The organism is Castellaniella defragrans (genome assembly GCF_014203015.1).
In the GTDB taxonomy this organism is placed as follows: Bacteria; Pseudomonadota; Gammaproteobacteria; order Burkholderiales; family Burkholderiaceae_B; genus Castellaniella; species Castellaniella defragrans.
Window position 1 is genome coordinate 1 of record NZ_JACHIB010000001.1, and the last position, 16,768, is coordinate 16,768.

The following is a 16,768-nucleotide window of genomic DNA, read 5'->3' on the forward strand; positions in this document are numbered from 1 at the left end:
CTTGAGTTCCTGGCTATAGGTGGACATGAATTCATTCCGATCGCTCCCTCAACTTCTGTTTTCAGAGGACCGGACATCTATTGTGACCGAGGGGGGACCGGCCAAGAAACAATATGAAACCGGCCCGCGCGCCGCAGGAGATCCCCATGGCTGTCTCGCTCTTCAACGAACAATGGTATCTGGCCCAGAACCCGGATGTCGCCCGGGCCGTGGCCAATGGGCAAGGCTCGGCCTACGAGCACTTCCTGCTCCACGGCCAGCATGAAAACCGTGCCCCCGCCACCCTCTTCGATCCGGTCTACTACCTGGCGCGCAACCCCGACGTCGCCGCCGCCGTCGCCAACGGCCAGGGTTCGGCCTATGAACACTTCCTGCTCCACGGCCAGAGCGAGCCGCGCGCCATCACCCCCTTCCTCGACCTGGGCGCCTACCTCGCCGCCAATTCCGACCTTGCCATCGAGGGCCTGAACCTCTATCAACACCTGGTCACCTACGGCCTGCACGAGGGCCGCGACTTGGGCAACGGCATCACCCTCGAACAGTTCGCCAACGACCCCGTCTTCAACGCCGCGCTGGCCGATCCCGCCCGCATCCTCGACGCCCTGGCCCGCGTCGCCGAAGTCGCGCCCTTCCTGCCCAGCTTCCAGCCACCCGCGGGCTGGACGCCCGCGCCCGACACCCCCATCCCGCTCGACTTCGTGCCCCTCCCCGGCCAGTTGCTGGTCGTCCCGCCGACGGTCATCGTGCCCGAAGGCGTCGTGCTGCCCGACACCTTCAAGCCCATCGACGAAGGCGGCGGGGGCGGAAGCAGTTCGTCCTCGATCACCATCCTGCTCTCCACCGATGCGACCGACGCCCACTTTGCCGCCACCATCACCAAGGGCGAAGTCACCCTGCAGCCGGCCGCTGGGGACGCCTCCCTCAGCGACTCCCTGGAGACGCCAAAATTCATCAATCTCACCGGCGAGGCGCTCAAGACTCTCAGCATCAAAGGCGACTTCGGCGATGCAATCGCGGACGGCCGCGTGCTGCGTTTCAGCGACCTGGGCGGTACCGAGACGGGCGGCGGCACCAGCAAGGTCAAGACCATCCTGCTGGACCTGGACTCGACCGACACCACGCATCAGATCCACATCAGCATCTCCGACTACTCGCACGACCACATCGGCACCAGCGGTCTCACCTCCGTCACGCACAACGGCGCGACCGACCTGCTGGGCGTCACCCAGATCAACGGCAGCGCCTCCTCCGCGGGCCTGAACATCGATTTCAGCGCCTTCGGCCTGTCCAGCCCCATGGCGCTCAAGCAGCTGGATACCGGCAGCGGCAACGACACCCTCAAGCTGGCCACGGCCACGCTGGCCGGGGGCAACGCACTGACCATCAACACTGGCAGCGGAGATGACAAGATCATCCTGACCGGAGCGGACACCGAGGAAAGGCTTCTCACGTTCAACAGCCTCGGCACGCTGGAAGCGGACGTTTCCAGCCTGAAGGCCGTCAACAACTACACCTGGATCGCCATCGAGGACATCGGCACCGAGACCACGATCAAGCTGGCCAACCTCGACGAGGACGGCAACAAAGGCGACCTGTCGTCCAGCGTGGGCGTCAACACATCCAACCAGTTCATCGCATTGACGGGCGCTGCCTCGAATTACCTCGGCGCCACGCTGATCGTGGAAAACATGACCCTTTCATCGACCTGGGACTACACCTATTATGTGGTTCCGAACGACCGCATCGGCCTTTGGGGCCTGGGTTCCTCATTTGATATCATCAGTCTGAGCCTGAGCGAGGGAGCCGCCATCGGGAGCACCGGCAATCACTTCATCGATTTCACGCTCGAATTTGACCTGGACGACGACGTTGGCAACGGCGCCGAATTCACCTTGGTGCTGAAGAACCTGGTGTCCCAGGGCGAGTACGACAACATGCTCAAGGCGCTGGATGTGGTGGCGCACGCGAGCGTCACCTATCCGCAAGATCTGATCGATCCTGAGTTCGATCTCGAGACAGCCTGGGACGACCTATCCTTTGAAGTAGGTGAAGGGTTCTACAACACATACAAGTGGGTTGGCGTCACGACCGGCCTGGATATGACCACCGATCTCTTCGGCGGTTTGATGAGCATCCTGGCCGGCGAAGGTTCGCTTGTCATGTCCATTGGACCCGCCTAAACCTCTCCGCTCCGCCGTGCCGGACCTCATCCAGCACGGCGGGACACAGCCTCCCGCGCAACGGAACCCCGCGGCCCATCCAGGCCCGCGGGGTTTTCTCTGCCGCACCACCCCAAGCCCCGTCCTTCAGCGAAGGGGCGCAGCCAGGACGCTTTCGTCCGTTCGTACTTTCCAGTCTGGCGGGGGAATCTGGGCCTGCCCAGAATGAGGCTTCCTGCATTCGGAAGCCCGCCATGTCCCATCGGAATGATGCCCCGCCTGCCACCGCCGCTTCCACAGCCGCCCCTGCTGCGGCTGCTCCGGCCGCTCCCGCCGTAGTGGCTACGGATGCTGCTGCCGGTCCCGCTGTCTCCGCCGTTACCTCTGCCGCTGCCGTCCCCGCCGATGACCACGACAGCCCCTGGAAGGAGGCCCTGGAGCTCTTCTTCCGCCAGGCCATCGAACTGCTGGCGCAGGCCCTGTACAAGGTCATCGACTGGTCCGTGGCCCCGCAATTCCTGGACAAGGAACTGCAGGCGCTTGGCGTGCCCGACGGCCCGCCCGGCCATGGGCGCCTGCATGCCGACAAGCTGGTGCGGGTACGCCACAAGGACGGCGCCGACGCCTGGATCCTGGTCCACGTCGAGGTCCAGGGCGGCGGCATGGGCGCCCGCGCCCTGTCCCGGATCGCGCAGCGCATGTACCGCTACAGGACGCGCATCGAACACCGCCACGAAGGCCTGAACGCCCGCGCGGGGCGCGCGCCGCCGGCGCTGTTCAGCTTGGCCATCCTGGTGGCCAGCCGCTCGGGCCCCGAACGCCTGGAATACCGGCGCGAGTTCCTCGGCCAGGGTGTGTATTTTTCCTTTCATGCCGTACACTTGTCTCAGTGGCTGGGCCGCTGGAGCGAGCTGGAATCGCTGGCGCGCACGAACCCGTTTGCCGTGGTGATCATGGCGCAGCTGCAGGCCCTGCGGTATCGGGCCGGGGCGCAGCGGCTGGAGCCCACCGTCTCGCTGGTGCGGCTGCTGTACGGCTACGGCTACGACCGGGAACACATCCAGCCGCTGCTGCGGCTGATCGAATGGATGCTGCGGCTGCCTGCGCAGCAGGAGCCGGCCTATCTGGCGGCGGTGGAACGCCTGGAACAGGAGCGCAAGATGAGCTACGTGATGATTGCCGAACGCCGCGGCATTGCGAAGGGTCTGGAACAAGGCCTGGAGCAGGGTTTGGAGCAAGGCCAGGTCAAGGGCCAGGCCGACCTGCTGCTGCGCCAGATCCAGCGCCGCTTCGGGGCCGTGGATGCCGCAGTCGAGCGACGCATCCGCACCGCCGGCGCGGAAGATCTGGAAGCCTGGTCGCTGAACATCCTCGACGCCACGACCCTGGAAGACGTATTCCGCGGCTGAAAAGGTGCGGACCCGCCGATCGTCCCGGCACCACGACGCGGCCGCCCCCGCGCCGCCAGCCTGGGTAGAATAGCGCCCATGCTCGCACTGTACCGCCCCTCCGACGAAGAACACCGCGCCCTGCTGGCGCAGATCGCTCCCCTGCCGCTGCGCGGCCGCGCCTGGCCGCGCTGGATCGCCGTCATCGCCTGGATCATCATGGCCCTGATCGCGGTGCGGCTGGCCATGGTGCTGCAGCTTGCGCCCGACCGGGCGCTGCCCATGGCGGTGGTCGCCAGCATCGTGGTGTGTTTTGCCGCGCTGATCTGGATGAGCGTCCACATGTGGACCTCGGTCACGGAAATCTCCGACTGGGGCATCCGCCAATCCTGGATCACGCGCCGCGAAGTACCCTGGAGCGAGATCCAGTCCACCAAGTTCATCCCGCTGTTCGCCTCGAAGAAGCTGGTGTGCTTCGTGCAGAAGGGCCGGCCGGTGATCTTCCAGGCCGGCACGCCGGAGCTGCAGGCGGCCTTCGCCCGCATCAGCCTGGTGTACCGGAAAAGAACCTGACCGCCCTCCGCCCCGACGCCTCATGCCGATCGGCGCTGCGCGGCATTGCCGGCGCACCGTACGGCCTTGCCCGTTGAAAACACCCAGAAGCTGAGGGCCGCCAGCACGAACACGCTGAGCGCGCCGTACGCCATGACCCAGCCAAATCCTGCGACAAGCGCGGCGTCGATCGCGTCCTGAGGCGCAGCGACGTTCGCCAGCAATCCCGCGGTCTGCTGCGCGACCGACACATCGCCGGCCGCGATCTTTTCCGCGAAGGACCGCAGTCCGGCCGTTTCCATCACGCCCAGCGTATCGCTCAAGTAAGCCATGATGCCTTCCACCAGCACGAAGCCCATCACGGCGATGTTGAACGCCAGCGAGATCATCCGGGCGCTGGTGTCCGCGCCGGACGCCATCCCGGCGCGCTCCGCCGCAACGGATGCGGTGATGGTGTTGGTGGCGGTCGTGTTGGTCAGGCCCAGGCCGATGCCGGCCAGCACGCAGCCCGGCAGGATCAGCCAGCCCGGCTGCGCCGATACGCTGCCGATCCTCATCAGCACGAAACCCAGGCCGATGGCGGACATTCCCAGCGGGATCACGATGCCGGGCCGCCAGCGTTGAGCCAGACGCTCGGCCAACGGCGGAACGAACAGCGTGGGCAGGGTATAGGCCAGCAGCGCCAGGCCGGTCCGCACACTGTCGTACCCCAGGCCGACGTGGAAATAGATCGGCAGATAGATGATGAAAGGCCAGAAGCTGAAATTCTGCCCCATCGAGCCGAGCAGCGCACCCGAGAAATCGGGCACGCGGAACACCGAGAAATCGATCATCGGCCGGGCGCTGACGCGCTCGGCCGCGATAAAGCCGGCAAGGCTCAAGACGGACAAACCGATGATGCCCAAGGCCGCAGGGCTGCCGAACCCCAGCACCGGCCCCTGCGTGACGAACAGCACCAGACAGAACACGGCCACCGACAGCGTGACGATGCCGGCGACGTCCAGGCGCATCGCGTGCGGGTCGCGCGATTCCTGGACACCGGCCCGAGCCAGCAGCAGGGTCACGGCGGCCAGGACGACGTGGACCAGGAACACCCATTTCCAGCTCGCCAGCGCCAGAATCGCGCCGCCCACGATGGGGCCGAAGCCCAGCCCCGCGCCGAACACGATGCCCCACCAGGCGAATGCCCTGCCTCGCGCCTGCCCGTCCCGGAACTGGGTGGACAGGATGGCGATCTGGCAGATCAGCATCATGGCCGCGCTCAAGCCCTGGAAGAACCGGGCCACGATCAGCACGGCGGCGCTTTCCGTCAGGCCGCACACCAGCGAGGTGATGCCGAAAGCCACGATGCCGATGGTGAAGACACGCTTGCGGCCGTAGCGGTCGGCCACGGTGCCGACGGCCATCAGGATCGTCGTCATGGCGATGGTGTAGGCCGCCATGACCCATTGGAGCTGCCGGAAACTGGCCCCCATGGCCTGTTCGATGGTGGACAGGATGGGCGGCACGCTGGAAATCTCCAGGCCCAGCATCAATGCGGACAAGCAGACGGCAGCCAGGGCGAACGTGCCCTGACGCGAAGTTGAGGGAGTCATGGATACCTTCCAAGAGACTTGTATGCGGGACACCGTGCGGGTGCCGCCCGGAACGCTTGCCGACGCGGGAAAAAGAACGCGCGGCACGTGTGGAAGGATGTTAAGGAGCCCTCGCCCATTTATCAATGATATGATTGAACATATCAGAAACAACAAATTTGAATGCCTGATTCCGGACATGATTCCAGAGCAGATATGACTCCAGAGATCAATGAGCCGCCCCGCCTTGGACAAAGCTGAATGAGCCGCCCCGCCTTGGATGTGGAGTCGGTGCAGGCGTTCGTCGCCATCGCCGACTTCCAGAGCTTCACGAAAGCCGCGGCAGCCTTGGGCACCACGCAAGGCGCCATCAGCGTGAAGCTCAAACGCCTGGAGGCGCGATTGGGACACAAGCTGATCGAGCGCACACCCCGGCTGGTTCGCCTGTCGGCGCAAGGAACGACGTTTCTCAATCCGGCACGCGAATTCATCGCGGCGCACGACCATGCCATGGCCGCGCTGTCCTGCGAATGCCGGCGCTTTCGCCTGGGCATCGCCGAACACGTCGCGGGACCGGAAGTGCCGGCCCTGCTGGCGCGGCTGAACGAACGCGACCCGGCTCTGACCATCGAAGTCCGTCTGGAAAACTCGCGCAGCCTGCTCGATGCCTTCGATGCCGGCGAACTCGATGCCGTGATCGTTCGCCAGGAAGACGACCGCCGTGATGGCGAGGACCTGGGACCGGAGCATTTCGGCTGGTTCGCGGCTCCCGGATTCCATCAGCAGCCAGGCAAGCCGCTGCGCCTGGCGGCGCTGGCCCCGTGCTGCGGGGTGCGCGACATGGCCCTCCGTGCGTTGGCGGGGGCGGGCATCGACTGGAGCGAGGTTTTCGTGGGTGGCGGCCATGCGGCAGTCATGGCCGCGGTTTCCGCGGGACTGGCGGTGGCGGCGTTCTCCTGCCGGCTGGCTCCGGCCGACACCATCGAGGTGGGCCGGCGCCTGGGCCTGCCCGACCTGCCCTCATCCCGCATCATGCTGCATTCGACGCTCACGGACCGGCGCTCCCGCGATGCGTTGCGAACGCTGGCGGCGGCATATCGGGAACATCGCGCCTCCAGGCACGCGGGGGTTCCTTCCTCGCCGGAGCCGGCCGGGACCCGTCGATCCCGCGGCGACACGCCGCCTCGTCGCTCCTCGTGAAGAAAAACACCCCAAAAGCCGGACCGGCGTCCAGCGTTTGGGGTGAGGTTCGGGGCGGGGCCTCGGCCGGCCGCGGGCGTCCTACCGGATCGGCAGCGGATAGATCAGGCCGCCGTCCTTCCAGAGGGCGTTCAGGCCGCGCTGGATCTGCAGCGGACTGCCCATGCCCACGTTGCGCTCGAACGATTCGCCGTAGTTGCCGACCTGCTTGACGATGCGGTAAGCCCACTGCTCGTCCAGGCCCAGGTTCTTGCCCGCGCTGCCGGTCACGCCCAGCAGGCGCTGCACGTTGGGATCGGCGCTTTTCAGCTGCGCATCGACGTTGGCCGAGGTCACGCCCAGTTCCTCGGCGCCGGTCATGGCGTGGAAGCTCCATTTGACGACGTTCAGCCAGGCGTCGTCGCCCTGGCGCACGAAGGGGCCGAGGGGTTCCTTGGAGATGATTTCCGGCAGGATCACGTAGTCGGCGGGCTTGGTCAGCTTGGAGATGCGGATCGAGGCCAGGCCCGAGGCGTCGGTGGTGAACACGTCGCAGCGGCCGGCCGCGAAGGCGTTGACGACCTCGTTGAACTGCTCGATCACCACGGGCTTGTACTGCACGTTGTGCGCACGCGCCCAGTCGGCCATGTTCTGCTCGTTGGACGTGCCGGTCTGCATGCAGACCGTGGCGCCGTTCAGGTCGCGGGCCGAGGTGATGCCCAGGGACTTGGGCACCATGAAGCCCTGGCCGTCGTAGAAGTTGATGGCGGCATGGACGGCCCCCAGCGCGGTGTCGCGCGACTGCGTCACGGTGGTGTTGCGCGCCAGCAGGTCGATTTCGCCCGACTGCAGGGCGGTGAAGCGCTGCTGCGCGTTCAGGGGCACGATCTTGACCTTGGACGCGTCGCCCAGCACGGCGGCGGCGACGGCGCGGCACATGTCCACGTCCAGGCCCTTCCATTCGCCCTTGGCGTCGGGCGCCGAGAATCCGGCGAAGCCGGTGGTGACGCCGCACTGCACGACGCCGTGCTCCTTGACCACGGACAGGGTGTCGGCCTGGGCCAGGGGCATGCCGGCGCCCAGCAGGACGGCCAGGCCGGCGATCATTTTGAATCCACGCATGGAAGAATCTCCCTCGGTCTGCTACACGGATTCGCACATAGTAACTGAGGGAGCCCGGGAATCGATATGCCCGGACGCAATATGCCCATGGACGAGCCCACCTCGCGGCCTGCATGCCGCTCGGATTCGCCAGGCGCAGGTCAGTCCGCAGGGACCGCCCCGCGTCCGGGTTCATCCCCCCCAAAGGGGGCGCTTTTCGCCTTGGGGCGGCCCGGCGGCGAAAAGATCATACCAAGCACCGCCAAGCCATACCGCCGCTACCAAACCACACCGCCGCTACCGAGCCGCATCACCGCTCAATCGTAGCGGCGGGCGTCCTCGATCACCTTGCCGTCGTTGGGCAGGCTGCCGGCCGCGACGATCTCGACGATGGCCCGCAGCTTGGTCTGCTCGCGCACCGTGGCGGCCACGGCCCCGGCATCCAGCGCGGCGTCGGCCTCGACCCGCAGGGTCATGACGTCGTGCCCCGCCTCGCCCGACACCACCAGGCGCGCCCGCCCGATTCCCGCGTGCCGGTCCAGCACGCGGGCGATCTGCTCCGGATGCACGAACATGCCGCGCACCTTGGTCGTCTGGTCGGCGCGCCCCAGCCAGCCGCGGATGCGCAGGTTGGTGCGGCCGCAGGGCGAGGCCCCCGGCATCAGGGCCGACAGGTCGCCGGTGCCGAAGCGCAGCAGCGGGTAGTCCGCATGCAGGGTGGTGACCACCAGCTCGCCGACCTCGCCCTCGGGCACGGGCTGGCCGGTGCCGGGCCGCACGATTTCCAGGATCAGGTCCTCGTTGGCGACCAGGCCTTCGCGCGCCGGGGTCTCGAAGGCCACCATGCCCAGGTCGGCGCTGCCGTAGGCCTGGAAGCCCTGGATGCCGCGGTGCCGGAACCAGGCCTGCAGCGACGGCGGGTAGGCCTCGCCCGAGAACAGCGCCAGACGCAGCGAGGGCAGCGCCACGCCCATCTCGTCGGCCTTTTCCAGGATGATGCGCAGGAAGCTGGGCGTGCCGGTGTAGGCGTGCGGCGCCAGGTCGGCCATGGCGCGCACCTGCTGCTCGGTCTGCCCGACCCCGCCGGGGAACACCGTGCAGCCCAGCGCGTGGGCGGCGGTCTCCATCATGGAGCCGGCCGGGGTGAAATGGTAGGAGAAGCAGTTGTGCACCAGCATGCCGGAGCGCACCCCCGCCGCGTGCAGGGCGCGGGCGAAGCCCCAGTAGTCCGGCCGCGGGCCTTCGGGTTCGTAGATGGGGCCCGGCGAGGCGTACACCCGCCGCGCCTCGCCCCAGCCGATCGTGGAAAAGCCGCCGAACACGCGCAGGCGCTCCGCGTCGGCGGTGGCGCCCGGCGGCGCGATGCGGGCCGCGTGCTGCAGCTGCAGCAGTTCGCTCTTGCGCAGCACCGGCACGCGCGCCAGGGCCTGGCGCGAATCCAGCGCGGCGGGATCGATGCCCTGGAGCTGCCGGGCGATGGCCGGCGCCCGCGCGCGGGCCCGCTCCAGGGCGGCGGGCAGGCGCTGGAACAGCAGCCGCTCGCGCTCGTCGGCGGGCTGGGTCTCGCGCGCATCGTAGTATGCCTGCATGCCATTCCCCCGTGTCAGGCCAGCCAGCGCTTGCGCCGGCGATAGAACTTGGTGTCGCGGAAGCTGGTGCGGCCCGCCCCCGAGACGCCCAGATAGAATTCCTTCACGTCCTCGTTTTCGGCCAGCGCGCGGGCGGCGCCGTCCATCATCACGCGGCCGTTCTCCAGGATGTAGCCGTAGTCCGCGTAGCGCAGGGCCACGTTGGTGTTCTGCTCGGCCAGCAGGAAGCTCACGCCTTCGCGCTGGTTCAGGTCGCGCACGATCTCGAAGATTTCCTCGACGATCTGCGGCGCCAGGCCCATCGAAGGCTCGTCGAGCAGGATCATGCGCGGGTCGGCCATCAGCGCCCGGCCGATGGCGGCCATCTGCTGCTCGCCGCCGGACGTATAGCCGGCCTGGCTCTTGCGGCGCTGCTTCAGGCGCGGGAAATAGCGGTAGACCCGCTCCAGGGCGGCGTCCAGGTCGGCGCGCCCCAGGCGCCGCGTGTAGGCGCCGGTGAGCAGGTTTTCCTCGATGCTCAGGTGGGCGAAGCAATGGCGGCCTTCCATGACCTGGACCACCCCGCGCTGCACCAGGTCGGCCGGCGACAGGGACTCGATGCGTTCCCCGCGATATTCGATCCCGCCCTTGGTGACCTCGCCGCGCTCTCCGCGCAGCAGGTTGGAGATCGCCCGCAGGGTGGTGGTCTTACCCGCGCCGTTGGCGCCCAGCAGCGCCACGATCCTGCCTTCCGGCACGGTCAGGGACACGCCCTTGAGCACCAGGATGACGTGGTTGTAGATGACCTCGATGCCGTTGACGTTCAACAGCACCGCGGGTTCGGACGCCTGTGCGCTATCCATGGTTTCCTCTCCCAGGGGCCGCCCGGGGCCGGGCCCCGCCCGGCCCCGGCACGGCTTACTCGGCGGCGCAGTCGCGCGTCGGCAGTTTCTTCTCGGCGGCGTACTTGTCGCCCAGGGATTTCACCAGCGGCTGCACGTACTTCGGGTTGGACTGGTACCAGTCGGACACGACGTCGAACTTCTTGCCGTCCCACTGGATGATGCGCGCCCAGTCGTCGCCCATGTGGTTCTCGCACGAGGTCTTCACCGGACGCATCAGCTTGGCGAAGCCCAGCTGTTCCAGGCGGGCCTGGTCCAGGTTCAGGTTTTCGTAACCCCAGCGCACCTGCTCGGGCGTCATGTGCTTGCCCTTGCCGAACTTTTCCTGCGCGGTGCGGATGGCCTCGACCTGCAGCATGGAGATCATCATGCCGCGCGTGTAGGCCAGCGAGCCGAAGGTGCTGCCATCCTTGTCGGCGCCCTCGCCCTTGTCGTAGACGTACTTTTTCACGTCCTCGTGCACCCGGCCGTGCTCGGCGCTGTTCTGGATGGTGATGCCGTTGTAGCCCTTGGCGACGTCGCCCAGATCCTTGACGTCGGTCTCGGAACTGGCCCACCAGATGCCGTACATCTTGTCGCGCGGGTAGCCCACGCCCTGGGCCTCGCGGATGGCGGTCGGGGTCATGATCCCAGCGCTCCAGAGGATCACGTAGTCGGGGCGGTTCTTGCGGATCTGCAGCCAGGTGGATTTCTGCTCGACCCCCGGGGCGGCGACCGGATAGAGCTGCAGATCGAAGCCGTTGTCCTTGGCGCGTTCCTGGAGCAGCGGGATGGGCTCCTTGCCGAAGGGCGAGTCGTGGTAGACCAGGGCGATCTTCTTGCCCTTGAGCTTGTCCTCGCCGCCCAGCTTCTTGGCGATGTCCTGGATCATGACGTCGGCCGCCGTCCAGTACGTGCCCAGCAGCGGGAAGTTCCACTTGAAGACCCGGCCGTCGGCCGATTGCGACAGGCCGTAGCCCACGGTGACCACGGGCTGTCCGTCGACGATCGCCTTGTCGGTCACGGCGAAGGTGATGCCCGTGGACTGGGTGTCGAAGCCGGAAGCCCCGCCGTTCTTGTTCTTCAGGCGCTCGTAGCATTCCACGCCTTTGTCGGTGGAATAGGCCGTCTCGCATTCCTCGTAGGAAATCCTGACGCCGTTGACGCCGCCGTCGCGCTCGTTGACGAGCTTGAGGTAGTCGATCTTGCCGTTGGCCCAGGGAATGCCGAGCGGGGCGAACGAGCCGGTCCGGTAGACCAGCAGCGGAACGAACTGCTCCTCGGCGGCCTGCGCCGTGCCGGCGGCGCCCGCCAGCCCGACGGCGGCCAGCAGGGCGGCGGCGGCGGTCTTCGTCAATGCATGCTTCATCTGTAGCTCCTCCTGGTGCGTGTGGCACCTATCGTGTCAACAAAGAACGGGTCCGATCGAACGCCGCCCCAAAGCCCCCGCGGTCCTTCAGTGGGGGAACGGCCAGATCCTGAGTTTTTCCTTGGCGATGCTCCACAGCCTGGCCAGACCGTGCGGCTCCGCGATCAGGAAGAAGACGATCAGGAAGCCGAAAACCATATGTTCGATGTGCGAGGCCACGTCCACCGGCAGGTCCAGGCCCAGCCAGTGCGGCACGTTGGTGAGCGCCACCGGCACCAGCACCATGAAGGCCGCGCCGAAGAAGCTGCCGATGATGGAGCCCAGGCCGCCGATGATGATGATGAACAGCAGCTGCAGCGAGCGGTTCAGGTCGAAGGCCAGGGGCTCCCAGGAGCCCAGGTGGATGTAGGCCCAGAGCGCGCCCGCCACGCCGATGATGAAGGAGCTGACGGCGAAGGCGGTGAGCTTGGCGTACACCGGCCGGATGCCGATGACGGCGGCGGCCACGTCCATGTCGCGGATCGCCATCCACTGCCGGCCGATGGCGCCGCGCACCAGGTTCTTGGCCAGCAGGCCGATGACCGCCACGAAGCACAGCACGAACAGGTATTTCTGCGCGGGCGTGGTCACCGGCAGGCCGAAGGCTTCGAGCGCCGGCACGGACACGTTGCCCGAGGTGGAGTAGTTGGTGAAATAGGGAATGCGCAGGAAGGCCCAGTCCATGAAGAACTGCGCCGCCAGCGTCGTCACCGCCAGGTACAGGCCGCGGATGCGCAGGCTGGGCACGCCGAACACCACGCCCGCCAGGGTGGCGAACACGCCGCCCAGCAGGATCTGGACCACCAGCGGCAGGTCCAGGCGCACGCCGAAGTTCCAGGCGGCATAGGCGCCCACCGCCATGAAGGCCCCCGAGCCGATGGAGATCTGGCCGCAATAGCCGACCAGGACGTTCAGGCCGATGGCCGCCAGCGACAGGATCAGGAAGGGGATGAGGATCGCCTGCAGGAAGTAGTCCGACGCGCCCAGCGGCACGGCGACGAAGGCCACCAGCAGCAGGCCGGCGATGAACCGGCGGTCCTGGCGGATCGGGAAGATCTGCTGGTCCGAGCGGTAGGAGCTCTTGAACTGGCCGTTTTCACGATAGAACATGGGCGGGGCTTCCTGTCAGACGGTCAGACGCGGTCGATGATTTTTTCGCCGAACAGGCCCTGCGGCCGGAACAGCAGGAACACCAGGGACAGCACGTAGGCGAACCAGATCTCGATGCCGCCGCCCACGTAGGGCCCCAGGTAGACCTCGGAGAGCTTCTCGCCCACGCCGATGATGAGGCCGCCGACGATGGCGCCGGGCACGGACGTCAGGCCGCCCAGGATCACCACCGGCAGGGCGCGCAGCGCGGCCGTGGACAGGGTGAACTGCACGCCGAACTTCGAGCCCCAGACGATGCCCGTGACCAGGGCCACCAGGCCGGCCACGGTCCAGACCACCACCCAGATGCGGTTGAGTGGAATGCCCACCGACTGCGCCGCCTGGTGGTCGTCGGCCACGGCGCGCAGCGCCCGGCCCACCGTGGTGTACTGGAAGAAGAAGGCCAGCACCGCCACCAGCACGGCGGCCACGACGGCGGCCGTGAGGTCCTCCAGGTTGACCATCACGCCGCCGTCGAACATCGCATCCATGATGATGACCGGGTCCTTGGGCATGCCGACGTCGATGGAATACACCGAGCTGCCGAACAGGATCTGGCCGATGCCGTCGAGGAAATAGCTGATGCCGATGGTGGCCATCAGCAGCGTGGTGGCCTCCTGGTTGACCAGGTGGCGCAGCACCAGGCGCTCGACCAGCACGGCCACCAGCCACATGAACAGGGCGGCCAGCGCGAAGGCCAGCAGGTTGGCCAGCACGGGCGAGGCGCCGCCCAGCCAGGCGTCGATCCAGCCCGACAGGCGGGCCATGGCGAGCGCCGCGATCAGCACCATGGCGCCCTGGGCGAAATTGAACACCCCCGACGCCTTGAAGATCAGCACGAAGCCCAGCGCCACCAGGGCGTAGAGCATGCCGCTCATCAGGCCGCCGATCACCGTTTCCAGAAAGAATCCCATTGCGACTCCTCGAATAGCATGCAGGGGCGTGAAGGGCCCTAGTGGCTGGCGCCCAGGTAGGCCCGGATGACCTCGGGGTTGCTGCGCACCTCGTCGGGCGTGCCGTCGCCGATCTTGCGGCCGTAGTCCAGCACCACGACCCGGTCGGAGATGTCCATGACCACGCCCATGTCGTGCTCGATCAGCACGATCGTGGTGCCGTATTCGTCGTTCACGTCGAGGATGTAGCGGCTCATGTCCTGCTTTTCCTCGATGTTCATGCCCGCCATGGGCTCGTCGAGCAGCAGGATGCGCGGCTCCATGGCGAGCGCGCGGCCCAGGTCCACGCGCTTCTGCAGGCCGTAGGGCAGGCGGCCCACCGGGGTCTTGCGCCAAGCCTGGATCTCCAGGAAGTCGATGATGTTCTCCACCACCTCGCGGTGGGCGATTTCCTCGCGCTCGGCCGGCCCCAGCCGCAGCGCCTGGGCCAGCACGCCGGCCTTCATGCGCAGGTTGCGGCCCGTCATGATGTTGTCCAGCACGCTCATGCCCTTGAACAGGGCGAGGTTCTGGAAGGTGCGGGCGATGCCCATTTCGGCGGCGCGGCGCGGATTCATCCGGGCGAACTGCCGGCCCTGCAGCAGGATGCGGCCTTGCTGGGGCGTGTAGACGCCGTTGATGACGTTCAGCATCGAGCTCTTGCCCGCACCGTTGGGGCCGATGATGGCGCGGATCTCGTGTTCGCGCACGTCGAAGGAAATGTCCGTCAGCGCCTTGACCCCGCCGAAGGACAGCGAGATGTTCTGCAGGTCCAGGATGACCTCGCCGATCCGCCCCGCCCGGTCGGCGGCGCCGTCCTGCGCCGCGTCGCGGTCCTGTTCCATCGCCAGTCCGGTCATTCAGGCCACCTTCTTCAGCGGTTCGGGCCGCGTCACGGCCGCGGGTTCGATGCGCAGGTCGGCGGAGATCCGGCCCGTGCGGCCATCCTCGAACTTGACCTCGGTTTCGATGAACTGGCTCGTGCGGCCCGCGAACAGGGCCTCGACCAGCACGGCGTATTTCTGCGCGATGAAGGCGCGGCGGACCTTGCGGGTGCGGGTCAGCTCGTCGTCGTCCGGGTCCAGTTCCTTGTGCAGGATCAGGAAGCGGCTGACCTGCGAGGCCGCCAGCTTCGGGTCCTGCGCGAGGTCGGCGTTGACCTGCTCGACGCAGTCCCGGATCAGGGCGTAGACCTCGTCCTTGCCGGCCAGGTCGGTGTAGCCGGCGTAGGGCAGGCCGCGGCGCTCGGCCCAGTTGCCGACCGCCTCCAGGTCGATGTTGATGAAGGCGCAGACCTCGGGGCGGTCCGCGCCGAAGGCCACGGCCTCCTTGATGAAGGAGAAGAACTTGAGCTTGTTCTCGATGTACTTGGGCGCGAACAGGCTGCCGTCGGACAGGTGGCCGACGTCCTTGGCGCGGTCGATGATCTTCAGCTGGCCGTCGGTGTCCAGGTAGCCCGCGTCGCCGGTGTGGTACCAGCCGTCCTCGGTATAGGATTCGGCCGTCGCCTTGGGGTTGCGGTAGTAGCCGGAGAACAGGCCGGGGCTGCGCAGCTGGATCTCGCCGTTGTCGGCCACGCGGATGTCCACGCCCTCGCAGGGCGGGCCGACCGTGTCGTCGCGCACCTGGCCGTTGGCCTGGACGCAGACGAAGACCGAGGTCTCGGTGGAGCCGTAGAGCTGCTTGAGGTTGATGCCGATGGAGCGGTAGAAGACGAACAGGTCGGGGCCGATGGCCTCGCCCGCCGTATAGGCCACGCGCACCCGGCTCATGCCCAGGGTGTTGCGCAGCGGGCCGTAGATCAGCAGGTCGCCCAGGGCGTATTTCAGGCGGTCGAGCAGGCCGACGCCCGCGCCGCCGTCCAGGATCCTGTCGCCCACCCGCCGCGCCAGGCCCATCGCCCGGCGGTACAGCCAGCGCTTGAAGCGGCCGGCGTCCTCCATGCGGATCGTGACGTGGGTGAGCAGGCCTTCGAGCACGCGCGGCGGCGCGAAATAATAGGTGGGGCCGATGTCGCGCATGTCGATCGACACGGTCTCGGGCGATTCCGGATGATTCACGGTGAAGCCCGTGGTGAGGAACTGGGTGTAGGAAAACATGTTCTGCCCGATCCAGGCGGGCGGCAGGTAGGCCAGCACGTCCTCCCGGTCGGTCAGGCCCTCGAAGCGCTCGATGGCGCGCGCCCGGTCGATGAGCGCGTGGTGGCTGAGCACCACGCCCTTGGGCTTGCCCGTGGTGCCGGAGGTGTAGAACATCGCGGCCGTGTCCTCGGGGCGGATCGCGGCGATGCGGCCGTCGATCTCGTCGGGCAGCCGGTGGGCGCGCTCGTCGCCGCGCGACAGCAGGACTTCCCAGGCCAGCAGGCGCGGATCGCTGTAGTGGCGCAGGCCGCGCGGATCGTCGTAGACGACGTGGCGCAGCGCCGGGCAGCGGCCGGAGACCTCCAGCATCTTGTCCACCTGCTCCTGGTCCTCGGCCACCACCACGCCGACCTCGGCGTCCTGCAGCACGTAGGCCATTTCCTCGGCCACCGCGTCCTGGTAGAGCGGCACGGGGATGGCGCCCAGGCACTGGGCCGCCATCATCGCCATGTACAGCCGGGGGCGGTTCTCGCCGACGACGGCGACGTGCTCGCCCGGCCGGACGCCCAGTTCGGCCAGCCCCGAGGCCACGCGCCGGACCTCGGCCGCCACCTGGGCCCAGCTCAGCGTCTGCCAGATGCCCAGGTCCTTTTCCCGGATCGCGGGGCGCGCGCCGCGCACCCGCGCATGGTGCATCAGCAGGGCGGGGAACGTCGTCGCGGCGGTGGTTTCCTGTACCATGATGTCTCCTCGGTCCGGCGCGGATCCTGCGCTGCGCGGGGCCTTCAGTGCGCCT

The 16,768-nt window shown here is 67.4% G+C and carries 13 protein-coding genes; 4 read left to right on the forward strand and 9 right to left on the reverse strand.

Features of this window, described 5'->3' with window-relative positions:
• The first annotated feature begins 146 nt into the window (after window positions 1-146).
• From HNR28_RS00005 to HNR28_RS00015, 3 genes are all read left to right on the forward strand, one after another.
• On the forward strand, window positions 147-2,180 hold the full coding sequence (locus tag HNR28_RS00005) for a hypothetical protein (RefSeq protein ID WP_151024690.1): 2,034 nt from the start codon (window positions 147-149) through the stop codon (window positions 2,178-2,180).
• A 317-nt stretch (window positions 2,181-2,497) separates the two neighbouring features.
• Window positions 2,498-3,568 carry a DUF4351 domain-containing protein gene (locus HNR28_RS18750; RefSeq protein WP_151024689.1) on the forward strand — a complete coding sequence of 357 codons (1,071 nt, stop codon included), beginning with the start codon at window positions 2,498-2,500 and terminating at the stop codon, window positions 3,566-3,568.
• 78 nt (window positions 3,569-3,646) lie between these two features.
• Entirely contained in the window at window positions 3,647-4,120 is a 474-nt protein-coding gene (locus tag HNR28_RS00015) for a hypothetical protein (protein WP_151024688.1), read from the forward strand.
• A 20-nt stretch (window positions 4,121-4,140) separates the two neighbouring features.
• Here HNR28_RS00015 and HNR28_RS00020 read toward each other — a convergent pair whose 3' ends face one another.
• A complete protein-coding gene (locus tag HNR28_RS00020) occupies window positions 4,141-5,694 on the reverse strand; it encodes an MFS transporter (RefSeq protein ID WP_151024687.1) in 1,554 nt (517 codons plus the stop codon).
• Between the two features lie 240 nt (window positions 5,695-5,934).
• Between HNR28_RS00020 and HNR28_RS00025 the strand changes: the two genes are divergently transcribed.
• Complete coding sequence (locus HNR28_RS00025) at window positions 5,935-6,873, forward strand: LysR substrate-binding domain-containing protein (RefSeq protein WP_151024686.1); 939 nt, start codon at window positions 5,935-5,937, stop codon at window positions 6,871-6,873.
• An 81-nt stretch (window positions 6,874-6,954) separates the two neighbouring features.
• Here HNR28_RS00025 and HNR28_RS00030 read toward each other — a convergent pair whose 3' ends face one another.
• The 8 genes from HNR28_RS00030 to HNR28_RS00065 all read right to left on the reverse strand — a co-directional run bounded on the left by HNR28_RS00030 (window position 6,955) and on the right by HNR28_RS00065 (window position 16,713).
• The gene (locus HNR28_RS00030) at window positions 6,955-7,974 is read right to left on the reverse strand and encodes an amino acid ABC transporter substrate-binding protein (RefSeq protein ID WP_151024685.1); all 1,020 of its coding nucleotides are present in this window, start codon (window positions 7,972-7,974) and stop codon (window positions 6,955-6,957) included.
• 296 nt (window positions 7,975-8,270) lie between these two features.
• A complete protein-coding gene (locus HNR28_RS00035; protein ID WP_151024684.1) occupies window positions 8,271-9,542 on the reverse strand; it encodes a phenylacetate--CoA ligase family protein in 1,272 nt (423 codons plus the stop codon).
• 14 nt (window positions 9,543-9,556) lie between these two features.
• Window positions 9,557-10,384, reverse strand: a complete 828-nt coding sequence (locus HNR28_RS00040; protein ID WP_043680029.1) for an ABC transporter ATP-binding protein — start codon at window positions 10,382-10,384, stop codon at window positions 9,557-9,559.
• 55 nt (window positions 10,385-10,439) lie between these two features.
• Window positions 10,440-11,771 (reverse strand): ABC transporter substrate-binding protein, encoded by a 1,332-nt coding sequence (locus HNR28_RS00045; protein WP_151024683.1) that lies wholly within the window; start codon window positions 11,769-11,771, stop codon window positions 10,440-10,442.
• Window positions 11,772-11,858: 87 nt separating this feature from the next.
• Window positions 11,859-12,920, reverse strand: a complete 1,062-nt coding sequence (locus HNR28_RS00050) for a branched-chain amino acid ABC transporter permease (RefSeq protein WP_043680023.1) — start codon at window positions 12,918-12,920, stop codon at window positions 11,859-11,861.
• A gap of 23 nt (window positions 12,921-12,943) precedes the next feature.
• Window positions 12,944-13,873, reverse strand: a complete 930-nt coding sequence (locus tag HNR28_RS00055) for a branched-chain amino acid ABC transporter permease (protein ID WP_043680021.1) — start codon at window positions 13,871-13,873, stop codon at window positions 12,944-12,946.
• A 38-nt stretch (window positions 13,874-13,911) separates the two neighbouring features.
• The gene (locus HNR28_RS00060; RefSeq protein WP_409360346.1) at window positions 13,912-14,751 is read right to left on the reverse strand and encodes an ABC transporter ATP-binding protein; all 840 of its coding nucleotides are present in this window, start codon (window positions 14,749-14,751) and stop codon (window positions 13,912-13,914) included.
• On the reverse strand, window positions 14,752-16,713 hold the full coding sequence (locus HNR28_RS00065; RefSeq protein WP_151024682.1) for an AMP-dependent synthetase/ligase: 1,962 nt from the start codon (window positions 16,711-16,713) through the stop codon (window positions 14,752-14,754).
• Window positions 16,714-16,768 lie beyond the last annotated feature (55 nt).

Coding starts and splice junctions, on each gene's coding strand:
- HNR28_RS00005 (WP_151024690.1), top strand. CDS start 147: ATGGCTGTCTCGCTCTTCAACGAACAATGGTATCTGGCCCAGAACCCG.
- HNR28_RS00015 (WP_151024688.1), top strand. CDS start 3,647: ATGCTCGCACTGTACCGCCCCTCCGACGAAGAACACCGCGCCCTGCTG.
- HNR28_RS00020 (WP_151024687.1), bottom strand. CDS start 5,694: ATGACTCCCTCAACTTCGCGTCAGGGCACGTTCGCCCTGGCTGCCGTC.
- HNR28_RS00025 (WP_151024686.1), top strand. CDS start 5,935: ATGAGCCGCCCCGCCTTGGATGTGGAGTCGGTGCAGGCGTTCGTCGCC.
- HNR28_RS00030 (WP_151024685.1), bottom strand. CDS start 7,974: ATGCGTGGATTCAAAATGATCGCCGGCCTGGCCGTCCTGCTGGGCGCC.
- HNR28_RS00035 (WP_151024684.1), bottom strand. CDS start 9,542: ATGCAGGCATACTACGATGCGCGCGAGACCCAGCCCGCCGACGAGCGC.
- HNR28_RS00040 (WP_043680029.1), bottom strand. CDS start 10,384: ATGGATAGCGCACAGGCGTCCGAACCCGCGGTGCTGTTGAACGTCAAC.
- HNR28_RS00045 (WP_151024683.1), bottom strand. CDS start 11,771: ATGAAGCATGCATTGACGAAGACCGCCGCCGCCGCCCTGCTGGCCGCC.
- HNR28_RS00050 (WP_043680023.1), bottom strand. CDS start 12,920: ATGTTCTATCGTGAAAACGGCCAGTTCAAGAGCTCCTACCGCTCGGAC.
- HNR28_RS00055 (WP_043680021.1), bottom strand. CDS start 13,873: ATGGGATTCTTTCTGGAAACGGTGATCGGCGGCCTGATGAGCGGCATG.
- HNR28_RS00060 (WP_409360346.1), bottom strand. CDS start 14,751: ATGACCGGACTGGCGATGGAACAGGACCGCGACGCGGCGCAGGACGGC.
- HNR28_RS00065 (WP_151024682.1), bottom strand. CDS start 16,713: ATGGTACAGGAAACCACCGCCGCGACGACGTTCCCCGCCCTGCTGATG.